The sequence below is a fragment of the Bifidobacterium sp. ESL0790 genome (assembly GCF_029395435.1).
In the GTDB taxonomy this organism is placed as follows: Bacteria; Actinomycetota; Actinomycetes; order Actinomycetales; family Bifidobacteriaceae; genus Bifidobacterium.
This window is the reverse complement of sequence record NZ_CP113915.1, coordinates 293,156-308,507: the sequence shown is the minus strand read 5'-3', so window position 1 is coordinate 308,507 and position 15,352 is coordinate 293,156. Positions and strand designations below refer to the sequence as shown.

The 15,352-nt window shown below is 60.6% G+C and carries 14 protein-coding genes; 3 read left to right on the top strand and 11 right to left on the bottom strand.

Translation table 11 applies throughout. The features are described 5' to 3' along the window. Nucleotides 1–338: 338 nt before the first annotated feature. Nucleotides 339–1,697 (top strand): MFS transporter, encoded by a 1,359-nt coding sequence (locus OZY47_RS01025; protein WP_277178105.1) that lies wholly within the window; start codon nt 339–341, stop codon nt 1,695–1,697. Between the two features lie 160 nt (nt 1,698–1,857). On the opposite strand, the gene OZY47_RS01020 is transcribed toward OZY47_RS01025, so the two are convergent. Further along, nucleotides 1,858–2,418 (bottom strand): GtrA family protein, encoded by a 561-nt coding sequence (locus tag OZY47_RS01020; protein WP_277178104.1) that lies wholly within the window; start codon nt 2,416–2,418, stop codon nt 1,858–1,860. Nucleotides 2,419–2,762: 344 nt separating this feature from the next. Between OZY47_RS01020 and OZY47_RS01015 the strand changes: the two genes are divergently transcribed. Continuing rightward, nucleotides 2,763–3,110, top strand: coding sequence for a phenylpyruvate tautomerase MIF-related protein (locus tag OZY47_RS01015; RefSeq protein ID WP_277178103.1), 348 nt, complete (start codon nt 2,763–2,765; stop codon nt 3,108–3,110). Nucleotides 3,111–3,296: 186 nt separating this feature from the next. On the opposite strand, the gene OZY47_RS01010 is transcribed toward OZY47_RS01015, so the two are convergent. From OZY47_RS01010 to OZY47_RS00995, 4 genes are all read right to left on the bottom strand, one after another. Beyond that, nucleotides 3,297–4,862: a formate--tetrahydrofolate ligase gene (locus OZY47_RS01010; RefSeq protein ID WP_277178102.1), complete on the bottom strand. Its 1,566-nt coding sequence runs from the start codon at nt 4,860–4,862 to the stop codon at nt 3,297–3,299. Between the two features lie 312 nt (nt 4,863–5,174). After that, the gene (locus OZY47_RS01005; RefSeq protein WP_277178101.1) at nt 5,175–5,513 is read right to left on the bottom strand and encodes a hypothetical protein; all 339 of its coding nucleotides are present in this window, start codon (nt 5,511–5,513) and stop codon (nt 5,175–5,177) included. 243 nt (nt 5,514–5,756) lie between these two features. Next, on the bottom strand, nt 5,757–7,373 hold the full coding sequence (locus OZY47_RS01000; RefSeq protein WP_277178100.1) for a C69 family dipeptidase: 1,617 nt from the start codon (nt 7,371–7,373) through the stop codon (nt 5,757–5,759). Between the two features lie 362 nt (nt 7,374–7,735). After that, the gene (locus OZY47_RS00995; RefSeq protein WP_277178099.1) at nt 7,736–8,293 is read right to left on the bottom strand and encodes a YbhB/YbcL family Raf kinase inhibitor-like protein; all 558 of its coding nucleotides are present in this window, start codon (nt 8,291–8,293) and stop codon (nt 7,736–7,738) included. An 874-nt stretch (nt 8,294–9,167) separates the two neighbouring features. Here OZY47_RS00995 and OZY47_RS00990 point away from each other — a divergent pair. Next, nucleotides 9,168–10,718 (top strand): BspA family leucine-rich repeat surface protein, encoded by a 1,551-nt coding sequence (locus tag OZY47_RS00990; RefSeq protein ID WP_348519391.1) that lies wholly within the window; start codon nt 9,168–9,170, stop codon nt 10,716–10,718. A 411-nt stretch (nt 10,719–11,129) separates the two neighbouring features. Here the strand turns inward: OZY47_RS00990 and OZY47_RS00985 are convergent, their stop codons facing one another. The 6 genes from OZY47_RS00985 to OZY47_RS00960 all read right to left on the bottom strand — a co-directional run bounded on the left by OZY47_RS00985 (nt 11,130) and on the right by OZY47_RS00960 (nt 15,249). Continuing rightward, nucleotides 11,130–12,281 carry a DNA polymerase III subunit delta' gene (locus OZY47_RS00985; protein ID WP_277178097.1) on the bottom strand — a complete coding sequence of 384 codons (1,152 nt, stop codon included), beginning with the start codon at nt 12,279–12,281 and terminating at the stop codon, nt 11,130–11,132. A gap of 79 nt (nt 12,282–12,360) precedes the next feature. Next, a complete protein-coding gene (gene tmk, locus OZY47_RS00980) occupies nt 12,361–12,990 on the bottom strand; it encodes a dTMP kinase (RefSeq protein WP_277179021.1) in 630 nt (209 codons plus the stop codon). A 54-nt stretch (nt 12,991–13,044) separates the two neighbouring features. Continuing rightward, nucleotides 13,045–13,314: a DUF4160 domain-containing protein gene (locus tag OZY47_RS00975; RefSeq protein WP_277178096.1), complete on the bottom strand. Its 270-nt coding sequence runs from the start codon at nt 13,312–13,314 to the stop codon at nt 13,045–13,047. After that, nucleotides 13,307–13,687: a hypothetical protein gene (locus tag OZY47_RS00970; protein ID WP_277178095.1), complete on the bottom strand. Its 381-nt coding sequence runs from the start codon at nt 13,685–13,687 to the stop codon at nt 13,307–13,309. The genes OZY47_RS00975 and OZY47_RS00970 overlap by 8 nt, the downstream gene beginning before the upstream one ends. A 194-nt stretch (nt 13,688–13,881) precedes the next feature. Then, nucleotides 13,882–14,520 (bottom strand): hypothetical protein, encoded by a 639-nt coding sequence (locus tag OZY47_RS00965; protein WP_277178094.1) that lies wholly within the window; start codon nt 14,518–14,520, stop codon nt 13,882–13,884. Between the two features lie 60 nt (nt 14,521–14,580). Beyond that, the gene (locus OZY47_RS00960; RefSeq protein ID WP_277178093.1) at nt 14,581–15,249 is read right to left on the bottom strand and encodes a hypothetical protein; all 669 of its coding nucleotides are present in this window, start codon (nt 15,247–15,249) and stop codon (nt 14,581–14,583) included. Nucleotides 15,250–15,352 lie beyond the last annotated feature (103 nt).

The following is a 15,352-nucleotide window of genomic DNA, read 5'->3' as shown; positions in this document are numbered from 1 at the left end:
TTCTGGAATCCGCACGCGGCCACGTCTTGCGAAAGACGAAAGCCGGCACCATCGATCATGCGTTGAGACGCCCGTAAACGCGGCGCCGGCAGGAAACCCGCCCACCCCAAAAGGATTGCCGAAGCCCGTCATGGGCTCACGCGCGACCCGCACCCTCTCCAGCCAAGACGCTCAGCGCCCAACCGCGCCATGCCGTCCCACGCCCGATATCCGATATTCGGTATCCGGCGCCCTACGATTCGCGTCCAACAACGCCGAACACCTCGGCGCAACAACATACAAAACACACTCAACACCCTCGCGCAAAACGCAAAATTGATGAAAGGAACCCCACGAACGTGACCAGCCAGCCCATCGCCGCCGTCAAGGACGTCGCGCGCCGCCTCTTCGGAGGCTACGCCGAACTCCTACGGATGCCCCACACCGCCCGTTTCGCCATCGGCGCGGTCATCGCCTGCATGCCCTTCCCCATGGTCGGCATGACCATCACCATCTCGGTGCAGCATTATTACGGCAACTACACGCTCGCCGGGGCGCTGAGCGCGGTGCAGGCCATCGCGCTAGCCGTGATGAGCCCGGTGTTGGGCAAGCTGGTCGACAAATTCGGCCAACGCCAGGTCTCCATCCCCACGATCATCGTCTGGGTGATCGCGGCCACGGCGCTCGTCTCGTGCATCACCGCGAAGGTGCCCGCCTGGATCCTCTTCGTCATCGTGCCGTTCATGTCGGCCATCCCGCCGTGGGGCGCCATGGCCCGCAGCCGCTGGACCAATCTGCTCAAAGGCGACGGCCGCCGCACCGACCGGGCGCTCTCGCTCTCCGGCGTCTTCGACGAGGCGATGTGGGTGGTCGGCAATCCGCTCTCGTCCACTCTGGCCGTCATCTCCGGCGTGCTCGCGTTCTCGGTGACCGGCATGTGCGTGGTCATCGGCGCGCTCATGTTTTTGACCGAACTCTCCACCGAGCCGCCCTCGCAGACCGACCTGGCGCGCAAGGCCGGCGTGAGTCGCAAGGAATACCGAGCCCTCGAGACCCAGAAAGCCGCCAAAATGCGCGGCCAGGAGGAGGCGGCCGAACGCAAGGCCGGGCTCTTCAAATCCGGCCAGTCCATCTGGGGCCCGGGCCTGATCGCGATGTGCGTCACCTGGTTCGGCCTCGGCGCCTTCCAATCAGCCGCGTCGATCTCCATCATCTCGTTCGCCACCGAGCAGAACATGAAGCAATACACCGGCTTCGTCTTCGGCTGCTTCTCGCTCTCCTCGATGATCGGCGCGATCTTCTACGGCGCGAAGAACTGGATGATCCCGCTGTGGAAGCGCTTCTACTTCTGCCTGATCGTGGTAGACCTGGGCATCGCGACCTTCCTGTTCGCCCACAACATCTGGACCATCATGCTCATCTACCTGGTCATCGGCGTCTGCCAGGCGCCCACGTGGATCAACGGCAACCAGCTCATGCTCCATCTCGTGCCGCCCACCCGCTTCACCGAGGGCATGGCGTGGACCAGCGCGATGAACTCCATCGGCGGCTCGGCGGGCTCGGCCATCGCGGGCATCTTCATCGACCGCATGGGTTCGCACGGCGGGTTCATGGTGGTCACCGTGCTCGCGCTCACCTCGCTGGCGCTGGCCTTCACCGGCTTCAAGCAGATCAAGCGGAGCACGGAGACGCCGATCCTCGCGCAGGTCGACGTGTGAGATTGTGATTTTTGGGTTGGCCTGTCGGTTTGCCAGCTGAATCAATCAGCGCTTACGACCAATACATACGACAATCGTGCCGCCCCGGGAAACCGAGACGGCACGATTTGCCATCAATAATTTTCGCATAAACGTATAGCCGCATACGAAACGAACGAATTTATTGCCACCCCTTGGGGGTGTGGGCGATGGACCACTCGCCGATCTTCTGCGCGAACGTCTTGCGCGGGGCAACGGCGGGCTTGGCAGAAGAACCGATTTCGCTGGTCGAGTCTTGCGAGGGCTTGTCAGACTTCGTGGAATGGTCGTCGAGCAGCCACTTTCGGATGATGAAGTTCCAGATGGCCACCACCACCGTGGCCACGATCTTGCCGATGTTGGTGCGCAGGACGTACATGCCATGCTGCGCGACCGCCGCGTTGGCCGCCATGCCGAACGTGCTCAGCCAGATGATCCACTCGTTGATGAACAGGCCGACCACGGCGGCGGCCAGGAAGATGAAGCCCTCCATCCAGCGGGCCATGTCGGCGCGGCGCTTGAAGACGTATTTCATGCTCGCCCAGTAGTTGAAGGCCAGCGAGACCAGGAACGAGATGGTGCTGGCCACCACGTTGTTGACGTGGAAGGCCGCGACCAGGATGTTCAACAGGCCAAAATCAATGACCGCGGCGATGACGCCGACGATGCCAAACTTCACGAGTTGTTCGATAAGCTTTTTCACAGTTGCCCATTTAACTCCAAGAGCCTGCCAAATACGTGGAGATTGACGCAATAACCACTGATTCATCGCAAGAAACGCCCGGACTGGTTGACGCTTTCGGCGGGTTTCGTGGTCTCGGCTACCGTCTCACCTCCAACGACGAATATCGGACAAAAGAATGGCGGTACATAACCGTTTTCTGCCATCACGTACTTTCGACGGCATATATCGGGCGTATTTCCGCGATATTCTGTCCGTTTTCTGCCGTCGAGAGTTTGCGGGGCGAAAATGAACCCGGCACCGGTCCATTCAACCGACGAGAGCTAAAATGGATGACAGCTAGCCAAACCGATGAAAGGAACATCATGCCAGTCATCCATACCCATGTCTCCGTCTCCACCACCCCCGAACAGCGCGAAGCTCTCAAGACCGCCTACGGCCGTGCCATCACCGCCGTCCCCGGCAAGACCGAAAGCTGGCTGATGTGCCCGTTCGAGGACAACATGCCCATCTATTTCGGCGGCAAAGACGACAAGCCCGCCGCCTACGTCGAAGTCAACGTGATGGGCAGCGACGTCGACCGCTCGGTCTGGGAGACCATGACCAACCAGATCATGGGAGCGCTCAACGACCAGCTCGGCATCCCCGCCGACCGCACCTACATCCGCTACACCGCGACCGGCGACTGGGGCTGGAACGGCAGCAACTTCTAACCTCCCCAAACCGGGCCACACATAAACGAATTCCGCCATATTCAAGCCACTGGGCAACACCCAGAGGCCTACATATGGCGGATTTTCTATGTTGCGACATATTCGGGCCGCTTAGCGCACGGCAGCGGCTTGAATATGGCGGAACTGAATGGTTGGTTAGGGGGCTGGAATGGGTGGCGCTGGCGCTCAGACGATCTTGGGCATCGGGGTGGTGAGCGAGGTGGTGAGGTTGACCTGCACCACGCCGGCGCCCAGATGCGGCTCGACCTTCTTCAGCGTCACGGTGCGCTGGTCGGCGGGAGCGGAATCGTCGTCGGTCATGGTGGCGGGAGATTTCATCGCAACGACGGCCAAATCGTCGATACTGGCGCCGACGCCGTTGCACAGTTCGGTGGCGGCAGCGAGCGATTCGGCGAAACCGACCTTGAAAAGCACTCGATCGGCGGGCACACCGTAGGCGTTCGAGGCGATCCACTTCACGTCATCGACCAGGCCCATGCCCTTGTGGCTCGCATGGTTGTCGGCGACCTCGGGGTCTTCGGCGTCGGCGGCGGCACTGGGGCCCCCGGCCACGCCGGTCAGACCGCCGAGCGCATCCACGAATCCATCAAGCTGCGGGGCCAGCGCCTCGCCGCCGTCGCGGAAGAGGTTGCCGATGATGGGCTTGCGGAAGTTGAGTTCCCGCGCCGTGACCTTCAGCGAATCGATCTGGTCGTCCTCGCCATCCCACAGGTTGATGAGCGGGAAGGTGGGAATGCCCAGTTTCTCCAGGCGATTGACATGGAACGGGTAGCGCCAGGAGAGCTTCGGATCGTCGCGCCACGTCGAAGCACGGGTGACGACCACGGCGGCCGCCGGCCATTCCGCTCCATACTCGCGGCAGGCGATGTCGAGCCATTTCTGAGCCCCGGCGTCGGCGCCGTAGCCGGCCTCGACCACCACCACGTCGTGCAGCGCGCAGGCCATCTCGACCGAGACGAGGCTCGGAATGCCCAGCGACACGTTGGCGAACGGGCCGCAGTGCACATAGACGGGCGAGCCGTTGACGGTCTCGGTCTTGGCCGGCTTCACCGCGTCGCCCAGGATGCCGGTAATGCGCCACAGGTCGATGAACTCGCCGAAGGTGACGGGCTTGCCGTCCTTCGTGCCCGCGACCATGCGCGAGACGCGCTCGGAGATCTCGCCCATGGAGTGCGAGAGCACCACGATCTGCATCAGCTCGCAGGTGGGGGTGAGCACGACGCGCTCGGGAAGATTGCCCTTGTTGCGGTCCACGGCGATCTGGCGCAGCGAACGCGACGGCACCTCGGAGACGCGGGGCACGAGCACCGTGTCGATGAGCCCGTCGTCCACGGCCTTCTCGGCGAAGGAGACCAGCAGGTTCTGCGCGCATTCGATGGCCGCCATCTCGCCGCACAGGCCCCAATCGATGAGCTCGGGGTGCGAAAGCGAGGACTTGCCACCGCCGGACGCGCCGCCCTTGGATCCGGCCGCGGTGATGCCCATGCTCGGCTGGCGCAGCACCGCCGTGGCGTCGATGCCACGGGCGCGCAGGGCGTCGATCAGCGCGATGGTGGTGGTGGTCTTGCCCTCGCCACGCGAGGCCTTGAGCGGGGTGTCGGCGGTCACCAGAATCACCTTGCCATGCTTGCGCGGGGTCTTGCCATGCTCCCCGAGGTAGTCGAGATAGCCGAACGCGTCGATCTTCTCGACGAGGCCATATTGGGTGGTGAACTGATCGATAAGAGCCATGCTTTACCTGCCTTCGGCGACTTGCTGGAAACCGCGATGATATTTCATCGTGATATGTAACGCGATAGTTGGAGTCTATCATCAACGGACGCGAGGGAAGGCAACGATTCCACGGCCTCTCGCGCGCCAACCCGGTTCCTTCACGCCATGGCGCCATGAGGGTCATGAGGGCCATGAGAGCTATGGGGGCTATGGGAAAGAAGACAGGGATAAAAAAATCCCTTCACCCGCCAATTACCGCATAGACGGGAAGGGATGAATCTACATTCCGCAAAGACCTCAGACTCAGGCGATGAATCGCCCCAAACCGGGTCAAGCCCTCGCGAAAGCCAGGAAGTCCGAGAGCTCCGTGAAGAAACGCTGGATGTTCTTGCGGTTCTTGGAGCCTTGGAAAAGCGTCGACATCTTGGCGTTGACGCTCACGCCCACGATCGAGCCGGCGCCATCGGGCGTGACGGCGGCCATCATGTTCTCGCCCCATGTGTAAAGACTCACGTGGGTGGAGAACATGCAGGTCATCGGCGGATTGCCTTCGGCCTTGAGGTTGAACGCCTTGGATTGGGCGAGCATCTGGAGCATCAGCGGATAGAGCTGCTGCGGGGGCACATCGTAGTGGCACTGCTGCATGCCTGCTTGTTCGAACGGTTTCATATATATCCTTTAACTCCACGGCGCACGCCGCCTGAACTATCCAGACGAAGATGAACCCGATTGACCATTTAATTACTGATAATGTCCCAATATACTCGGTGTGTCCACTTAAGTAAAAAGGCCGCTTTTGCCATACAAAAAGCCATAAACGAGACGACGCCCCGCGCTTCCCACGTAAGTCGCGCGGGAGGCGCGAGGCGAGGCCTGTGCGGACGTCAAAACTCAGGCGAGCGCTGGTTTCAATCAGTTGTCGGAACGATTGAAGCCGTTGGACATCCGATTGCTCGTGGTGTAGAGCACGGAGTCGAGCAGCTCGTCGGTCTCGCGCTTGATCTGGTCGGCCATCGACTGGTTGGCGGCGGCGAGCACCTCGCGGACCTCGGCGTTGCGGGTGGCGGCGATGACGTCGTCGGGTTCCATCGGCTCCACATCGCCATCGGGGTTGCCCGCCTCGAGCTCGGCGGCGGCCATGGACTCGGCGCTGGCCTCCTTGTCGCCGCCCAGGCGCGCGATCTGCTCGTCGGTGGCGATGACCATGCGGTGCGCCATGCCGCCGGTCTTCTCCTGGTAGCGCTCCACGGCGTTGGAGGTCTCGTCGAACGCGGCGTCGCACAGGGCGGCGATGATGCGGTTGGCCCAGTAGAAGTTCTCGGAGGTCACACGGGTGCTGGTGCCCTCGAGGTAGGCCGGCGTGGTGTCGACGTTCGGGTAGAACGGCACGATGGTGTTGAAGGGGTTGGAGCCGTAGGAGATCCACTGGATGGCGCGGTCGGACTGCGGGCGGTACGGGCGGATCTGCATCACGGCGAGCTGGCTCTGGCGGTTGATGCCGATGGAGCGGTACTTGTTGCGCGTGTGCTCGTCGCCCATGTGGCCGTAGGGGTCGAACGGGGTGCCCTGGTAGTGCGAGCTCAGCACGTACTTGACGTCCTCGATGGTGATCTTGCGCTCCGGCTGGCGGGCCCACGGGATGTCGTCGGACTCCGGGGTGTGGTCGGCCTCGGGGCCGTCCCAGACCTCGTCGTAGGGGTTCAGGGTGCGCTGCATGTACCAGGCGCGGGGCGTGTTGTAGACGTGGTCGGAATCGGAGTGCGAGCCGAAGGCGTCACGCGGATTGAAGGGCGTGGTGGCCTCGACGGCGAGGTCGAGATGGTTCGCCTCGATGAACTGGTTGAGGTCCGCTGAGCACATGTGCTCCTCCTGGTCGCCCATCGCGTCCTCAAGGTCGAACTCGTCGATGCCGAGCTGGTTGGGCATGGTGACGTAGGCGCCGTCGGGCACGCGCTTGGCGATCCAGTGATGGCCGCCGACGGTCTCGAACCACCAGATCTCGTCGACGTCGGAGAACGCCACGCCGTTCATCTCGTAGGTGCCGTACTGCTCAAGCAGCGCGCCCAGGCGCTCCACACCTTCGCGGGCGGTCTTGATATAGGGCAGAACGAGCGTGAGGAAATCCTCCTCGCCAATGCCGCCGGCGACCTCGGGCTCATAGCCCTCCTCGCCTTTAACACCCTTGGCCTTCACCCGCTCCACGAAGGGGTCGGCGCCAAGCACGCGCTCGTTGGTGGTCAGGGTCTCGGTGGCGCTCATCGCCACGTTGGCCTCGTTGACCCCGGCCTCGCCCCAGACACCATCGGCGGTGTCGGCGTTGGGCAGGGAGGTGTATTGCAGGGGGTTGCCGGGCAGGTCCACCTCGACGTGGCTCAGCACGCTGCGGTAGTGGCGCGGCTGCTCATCGGGCTTGACCACGACGAAACGCTTGGGGTTGTATTCCCCGTTCGGCGAATCCTCGTTGCGGGCGATGAGGGTGGAACCGTCGTAGCTCGCGTCCTTGCCGACCAGAATGGTGGTGCATGCCATAAATTCGTTCCTTTCGTAAGGCGTTGGCCGAGTATGTCATATTCGGCCAAAATATTGTATGTACATATTGAAGATTATCGCTGATTGATTATCGCTGATAGGGACCAGGGACTAAAGGGACCCTGGCCGATGGTGAGCTGACGGCGCAGGCCAGAATAATCGTCAAACGAGATTCCATGCTCCGGGCACGCCGATGAGCAATCAAGCAACGTTCGATGACGCCGGGGCCATCAGAGCTATCGGAACCGTTCGGCGAGCAATGCCAACCCTTCAAAACACTCGGGATTCAGGTGTTTTGCAAGCGTTCCCCGCTATTTACGAGATGGTTCCCACCTCTGGCCCGAACATGTGCCTCTCAGAGACTACTTGGCCGGATCGCCCACCAAGGTGATCTCGGCCTCGTCGACCTTGCCCCCGTAATCGCGGATGCCATGCTGCAGCTCGTTGAGCCAGAAGCCCTGGTTGAGGCCGGGCAGCGGGTTGGCGGTGGCCCAGACGTGCAGCTGGTAGCCGTGCGGCTTGTCGGGCGGGGTGGGCCCGTTGTAGCGCATGGTGACCATCGGGTTGGTGTCGCCGACGAACTTGCTGGCGGCGCTGGTGCGGCCCTGCGCGGCTTCGGGAATCATGGCGGGCAGCGTGCGCGAGAAGTCCGGCGGAATCTGCAGGGCGTGCGAGTCGTTGAAGTCGAACATGATCGCGTCGACCGGCACGTTGGCCGCCGACCAATGAATCCACTCGAATCCGCAGACGGGGATGGAGTCGGGGTCGACCAGCTGCCAGTGCAGGTAGCGCATGCCTTCGGAAAGCTCGTCGACGTAGAAGGGGAAGGAGATCACCGGCGTGCCGTCCGTCTTGTTCTGCGCGGGGGCGGCGCCCGTGAAATCATCGGGAATGGTCGTGAAATCAGCGGAAATCTTCATGCTTCAAGTATCGCGCGAAGAGCTGACGTATAGGTGTGTTTTCTATTTAGTCGAGGCACAAAATGCATTTCACGAATCACGATACCTTTCATGTATATCGAAAAGCGTTTCAGCATAAACACATGGCAAGCCGTGCCGAAACCACGTGCATCAGAATCCGGACAAAACGAATTGCCCGACATATGGAATCCCCACACAAAATAAGAAAAGTATGACATATTTGCAACACATTCGAGTGTTTTGTCAAACAAAATGCTAAACTGTTGACCTGTAATTAGGCAAAATCAGAAAAATTTTCGAGCGTTTTGGTCAAATTTTTTACAGAAGGATAGGCGGGAAGTTCGATGGGTCTCAAGCACACGCTCGCGGCGTTTTCCGCGACCGTTGTCGCCTCCGCCGCGCTCATCGCTCCAGCCACAGCGGGTGCATTACAAAAACAAGCATCGATCACCCCCCCCCGCGATTGGTGACGAAATCACAAACTTCCGCCAATCCCGACTCACCTGACTTATCGCAATCCTCATCTTCCCAGAACACGTCACGTCCCAGCGTGGCAAAACAAAGTTCTTCCATTCTTAGTCAAATCGAACAACAATCCCAATCCGCCACCAAACTCGGAAACCCAGCAGCGCCCTCAGCCCAACCTGACCCCGAACCCACCGTCGGGCCGCAATACGAATTCACATGCACCCCGGACAGCGGCACATGGCACGGGGACGGCAGCGATTTCATCGATTACGAACTAGCATCCGACTGCCACTACACCGTCCTCAACGGCAATCTTAACCATTATTACGGCTACAGACGGCTTCCATGGAACCAATACGTCCTTAATTCGGTATTCATCACCCATATCACTTTCCGACGCATCACCATGGGACCTAACTGTATCAACATGACCCAATGGTTTTTCGGTATGGTCATCCCGGGAATGTCAGTGCCAGGCATTCCGCAGGTGGAGGTAATAGACGGGCTGGAAAACATTGATACACGATATGTCCAAAACATGCACCAGATTTTTTACGGAGGCGGGAACCTACAGACAATCACTGACCTAAGTCACTGGAATATCAGTAACGTCACCGATCTCAGCGAAGCCTTTAAAGGATTTTACCAGCCATTGAAACTCGACTTGTCCGGCTGGGATTTTCCACCAAGTGCCGATACTTCAGGCATGTTCGAGCCGCAGGATTCTGGGCTGTCACTCGCTTTCATACGGCTGAAAGCAGGCGCACACATACCCGCCGACGCATTCACCGGCATATCCCACGCACAACATTCAATACCTGGCTTCCAGACTTGGAAACAGAAGGACGGCAACAAATCATGGTCGGGAATACCACACGATGTCGGCCTGGGCGCTACTTCCACCACCGAGGCGACATGGTACGGGTGGCCGCACGCCGAAATCAAATTCACGCAAGGTTACTACGGCACCGGCATCAGTGGCACACCACCTGCAAATTTAACAGCTGATAACGCATGGTTCGACAGCCATATCCCCGCAACCATACCAGGCCAAGGCACACTGCTCCGCAACGGCTACCGGTTCGCGGGATGGCAGGCCGTTTTTGGAGGAAAACATTATGACAAAGGTGACACCATCTATTTCCCCGATCCCGATATCACGGCTTACGGAGAACAACTGAATACGTTCAATGCGCAGTGGAAGTCGGCGGTGCCGGTGATTGCGGGTGCGGCGCCCCACGCCGACGGGGTCCACGTCAAAGTCACCGACCCGGCCGGCTACCTGGCCGGCGACACCATGACCGTCAGCGACGGGACTACCACCGCCGACGCCACGCGCGACACTGTAACCGGCGAATGGGATGTCCTGCTCCCCCTGCCCACGGGCGACACTACCGGACAGGGAACGTCCACCACCTACACGGCCACGTTCCACCAGTCCGAAGGCGGCACCGCCGACTCCGCTCCTACCACTGTCACCCTCGACCAGGTCGCGCCCGCGCTCGAGAACATCCGGGCCAACACGCCCGCCCACCAGATCACCGGCGTGGCCTGGTCCAGCGGGAACACCACCGCGCAGCCCGGCCGCGTCAAGGAGGGCGGCGACACCATCACCGCCACCTGGCCCGGACTCGGCACGACCACCACCACGACCACCAGCGGCGCCGCCGGCCACGAGGGCGAGTTCACCCTGCCCATCCCCAACGGCGTCACCATGCCCGGCGACGCGGTCCTCACCGTCAGCGACACGGCGGGCGAGCACGGCCTCAACGGCGCGAGCAACAAGTCCGCCGAGTACACCGCCAGACTCACCCCGCCCATCACCGTCCTGCCATTCACCGGCGGCGGGACACCGGCCACATGGGCGGCCACCATCGCCATATCCGCCATCCTCGCCCTCGCCACCGGAACCATCCTCACCAAGCGCGCCTACGCCCACACCCGTCCGCGCCACTGACCACCCACGCGGCGCCGCCACCCCACCACATCCGGCGGCACCGCAACCACCACCCTCACCACCACAGCAACCACCACCACAGTCCGACCAGCAACAAAAGGGCCCGTAACATCTCGCAATCCACCGACGGAAACAGGAAGGCGCCACCAACTTCTCCCGCACCACCCTAACGAAGTCGCGGCAACAAGCGTTTTCGCCTATCTCTTGGTGCTTTGCAAATATCTGCCGACCCGCACGTTACGAAAATCCTTCATCGATACGTGCAGCACACTTCTGCACAACTACGATCCAACCATTATTCGATGGGATCTTCTAGGAATTCCCCCAAACGGATTGCGGCTCTTCAATCTGTACCTTTGAAGCCGTAATGTTCTCGAATCTTGCCCACGATGACGATGCTCAAGCCGCCGCTCACACCAGCAGCGAGCAGAAGAGCGCCTCGAAGAGGAGGGTCTGGTTGCCGTTGCCGTTGAGGCGGCGGCGGGCCGTGGCGATGGACTCCAGACGCTGCACCGCGCCCTGACGGGTCAGACGAGCGGACAGGTTGGTGATGGCGTCGCGGTTCTCCAGGTTGACCAGGCCGACCACATCCTCGGCGTTGTTTTGCAGCACGGCCACATCGCGGTAGATGCTGGCGATGGTGTTGAGCCCGCGGTCGAGCACATCGCGGCTGCGTCTGGTGGCGCGGCGCTTGATGTCGGCCTTCTTGCCAATCTGGTTGAACGCGCCACGCAGCTTCGGCGGGATGCGGTCCTTCGGGCCAAGCCCGTTGATCCGGCGGAAGTCCTCCTCCTGCCGTTGCGCCTGCTGCTCCACGTCGGCCTGAGCCTGGGCCTTCGCGCTGTCGATGAGGTTGCCTGCGAGCAGCACCGCGTCGGACGCTTTGGCCATGTTGAGCACGCCGACCACCAACGCGTCACGGTCGCTCATCACCTGCTTCTGCGTTGCGTAGAGCTTGGCCACGCCGATATGCCCTTCGGAAAGCCTCGCCGCGCGCGCCGCGATCTTGGGTTCGACGCCGGTATCGACCTCCAGGAACTTGGCCACGGCCTGTGTGGATGGAACGGCGAGATTGACGACCCGCGTGCGCGAGCGGATGGTCGGCAGGACGTCCTGCGCGCTCGGGGCGCAGAGCAGCCAGATGGTGTGGGGGCTGGGCTCCTCGATCTCCTTGAGGAGCACGTTGGTGGTGCGCTCCATCATCCTGTCGACGTCCTCGATGATGATGACGCGCCACGGGGCGACGCTCGGCGTCTGCTCCGACGTCTCGATGAGGTCGCGCACCTGGTCGATGCCGATAGTCACCTTGTCGGTGGTGAGCACCGTGACGTCGGGGTGGGAGCCGGAGAGTATCTGCTGGCTGATCTTGGTGGGTTCGTCTCCCAGGCCATGGTCGGGGCTCTCCAACGCCGCCGCGAACGCACGGGCCACATTGGACCGGCCAGATCCGGGAGGGCCACAAATCAGCCATGACTGCGCGATGGCTTTGGGGTCGCCGGAAGCCACGGCGCGCAATTGCCCCACGACCTGGTCCTGGCCCACTATCGAGTCCCACACACTCATCGTTACCTCACTTGTTTCGCGTCTCCACCTTATTGCCCGTCGTTGATATGCGAGCGAAAGGCGGCTTCCCTCGCACTCGTTACTTAGCCAGCAACGCCTCGGCATCGAGCCGAATCCGCTCCCAGACCTCATCCACCGGTCGCGCGGCGTCGATGACCCTGAACCGCCCGGGCTCCCGCTCAGCCAAATCAAGAAACGCCTGACGCGTACGTTCTTGGAACCCACCACCGGCCGATTCCATGCGGTCCTCGCTGTGTTCCAGCCGTCCGTGTGAGGCCTTCGGATCCATGTCGAGCAGATAGGTGCGCTCGGGCAGCAGATCGTTCGTCGCCCAGAGGCTGAGCTGGCGCACCTCGCCTTGCGCCAGCTCGCGCCCTCCGGCCTGATAGGCCAGCGAGGAATCAATATAGCGATCGGAAATCACGACGGCGCCACGCTCGAGCGCCGGACGGATCACCTCGGCGACATGCTGGGCACGATCGGCGGCGAAAAGCAGCGCCTCGGTGCGTGGCGCGATATCGGCGGCATCATCGCCAGAAACCCCATGCAGCAAGAGCTGCCGCAGCGCGACGCCAAGCCCGGTGCCACCAGGCTCACGAGTGACTACCACCTCGCGCCCAAGCCCCTCGGCATAGCTCCTCAGACGCTCGACCTGCGTGGTCTTCCCCACGCCGTCGACGCCCTCAAACGAAACAAACATCCCACTCATCATTCCCAAACCTTCAATACTCCAAAATCGTGATTGCGCATAACCATATTCCCATCACAAATCGAAATGGTGCTCCCCGAACGTCCTGTCCCACGAACCGACAACAAACGCATATCGTCGGGCCAAATCATTCTGAATTTTCTTCAATGTTTTCGACGGCAGCTTTCCTCTATTATGCGACAACAGCACACCACCATCTTCGGTGAGCACGAATTTCGCCATATCCCTGTTTCGCCCCTGCGAGACATGCACATGCACCCCATGCCCGCCATCATGGTCATTGAACGAGATCTCATAGCCTTTGATAAAGAATTTCTCAGTCATCGCCGTACTCCCGATCGTCTTTACGGGAGCCTTGCACCAAGTCATAGTTCGACTTGTAGTAGTTGAGCAAAAAAGGCATAAAGTCATCAGGAAAATTCGACGACAGCAGATTACCTCGATTGTCGAAAACCGCCTTGCGCCCGTAATCGACCTCGGTGATCGTCACCGTGTCGTCGGTGTAGCCGAGCCGCACGCCGTCCATCTCAAAAAGATTGTCGCATTCCATCTTGCACCTCCTCCCCTCCTGCGATACCGCCAATTGTAGCGGAAACGCAGAAGGGCGCGAGGCCCCGCCGACACGACGAAACCGGCCCGGGACCTTGGCATTCCCAATCTTTCGTCTGCCGCCTTCCACGGTTGTTCGATTCGCCATATTCGCCCCTTTCGTCTCGGTGGAATCGCCATTGGTTCCATTGAAGCGCAAAACGCAAAATCACCGAAGCGAAACAGGGCACTGTGGATAAACGGTTGGGGTTATCCACAGCCTCCGGGCGTGTCGCGTCGGCAAGGCAAGGATTCAAACCGGCTATCGAGTTCTCTTGTGGAAACCCCTCAGCGGCAGGTCCATCAGCCCTTGAGCACGACCTCCTCGGACGTCACCTGGAACGCCGTCGTCCGCTTCGCGATTCGGGGGAACGAGCCAAACGAATCGAACCGCAGGCTCACGCCATCCTGCGTGAAATCGAGCCCGCACATGCTGTAACGGATGCTCTTGTCGTAGGGGTCGATCCACTGTCCAATCGCGGCGTAGGAAATCGGGACGCAATCGTGTCTGACCTTGAAATCCGAGAACACGGGCTGCAGTTTCTTGGGCGACTTCTTATAGACCATCTTTGGCTCGCCATCACGCCGACGTTTCACCTGACCCTCGATGAATCCCGAAAGCCCGTAGGCCTGAGCCAGCGCCTTGGCGTCGTAATAAAGGTATCGTCCGTTTGGCCTGAGCGAGCACAACCGGTTAACCATATAAGCGAGGAACCAGACCACCATGAAGGCTATGAAAAAAGGCACGTTCTCCCTGGTGAACGCCCCACGGCGCACCTTGACATAGCCCAGAACATATGCGGGCACGGAGACCATGGCGGTCGCGATCGCGTCAATCACGCCGAAACGCAGGATGTCGAGATAGACCTTACGATGGCCTGCTTGGGTAAAACGTTCGATGGTACCTGACGCAATAATCGGGCGTCCGTCCGTCGTCATCATGTTCGGGTCCTTTCGCCGCTCGTCAGGCGAGCCGGAAACGCACCTGTTCCCGCGTGGCCATCAATCCAACGTCAACGCGTTGCCAAAGGACTGATAGGTCGCCTTCGAGGCGGCCGGGAAACTGCCCTGCCCGGCATAATGCATCGTGGCGCCATCCGCGCTGAACTCGATGGTCACCCAGCGGCACACGGCCTGTTCCTTGTTCTTGTTGTGCCTTTTCTTACCGTTCGCCTGGGTATTCCTTGTGGGGATGGTGGCCAACGTGGTGTACGACATCGGGACCGAGGATTTCTCGATGCGGAACATGCCGAACGAAAGTTTGCTCCTCTGCTTGCCCGACATCGCCACGTCGCCATTGGGCATGGCGGTGAGCTTCAGATTCGGTTTGTCGCGCAGGATGTTCTCGAAACCGTAGGCCCCGGCGATGTCATATGGCCTGAAATAGAGGTAGCGCTTGTTGGGAAACATCACATATACCTGGTCGGCCATGCAAAACCCGAAAATGACTATGATGGCGATCGCGAACCATGGCAGGGACGAGGGCGTCATCGGTGTACACCTGCCGCGGTAGCAGAATTCGCCATTATGCAGGATCTGGAAGGCGATGAGCGCGAAAAGGGCCACCCCGACCAACACGAATTCCAACAGCGCCTTGATCACTTTTCGGCGACCTTTCGGCGTGAACTCGTCCAAGCCCGGCTTGACGACCGGGAAACCACCCTGTTCCATCACTTCACCTTTCCCTGCTCTCGCCATGGTTATTGCACAATGAACTTGAAACTGACCAATGGCACTAAAAACGATACCAATTCGCGGATTTCATCGTCTCCTG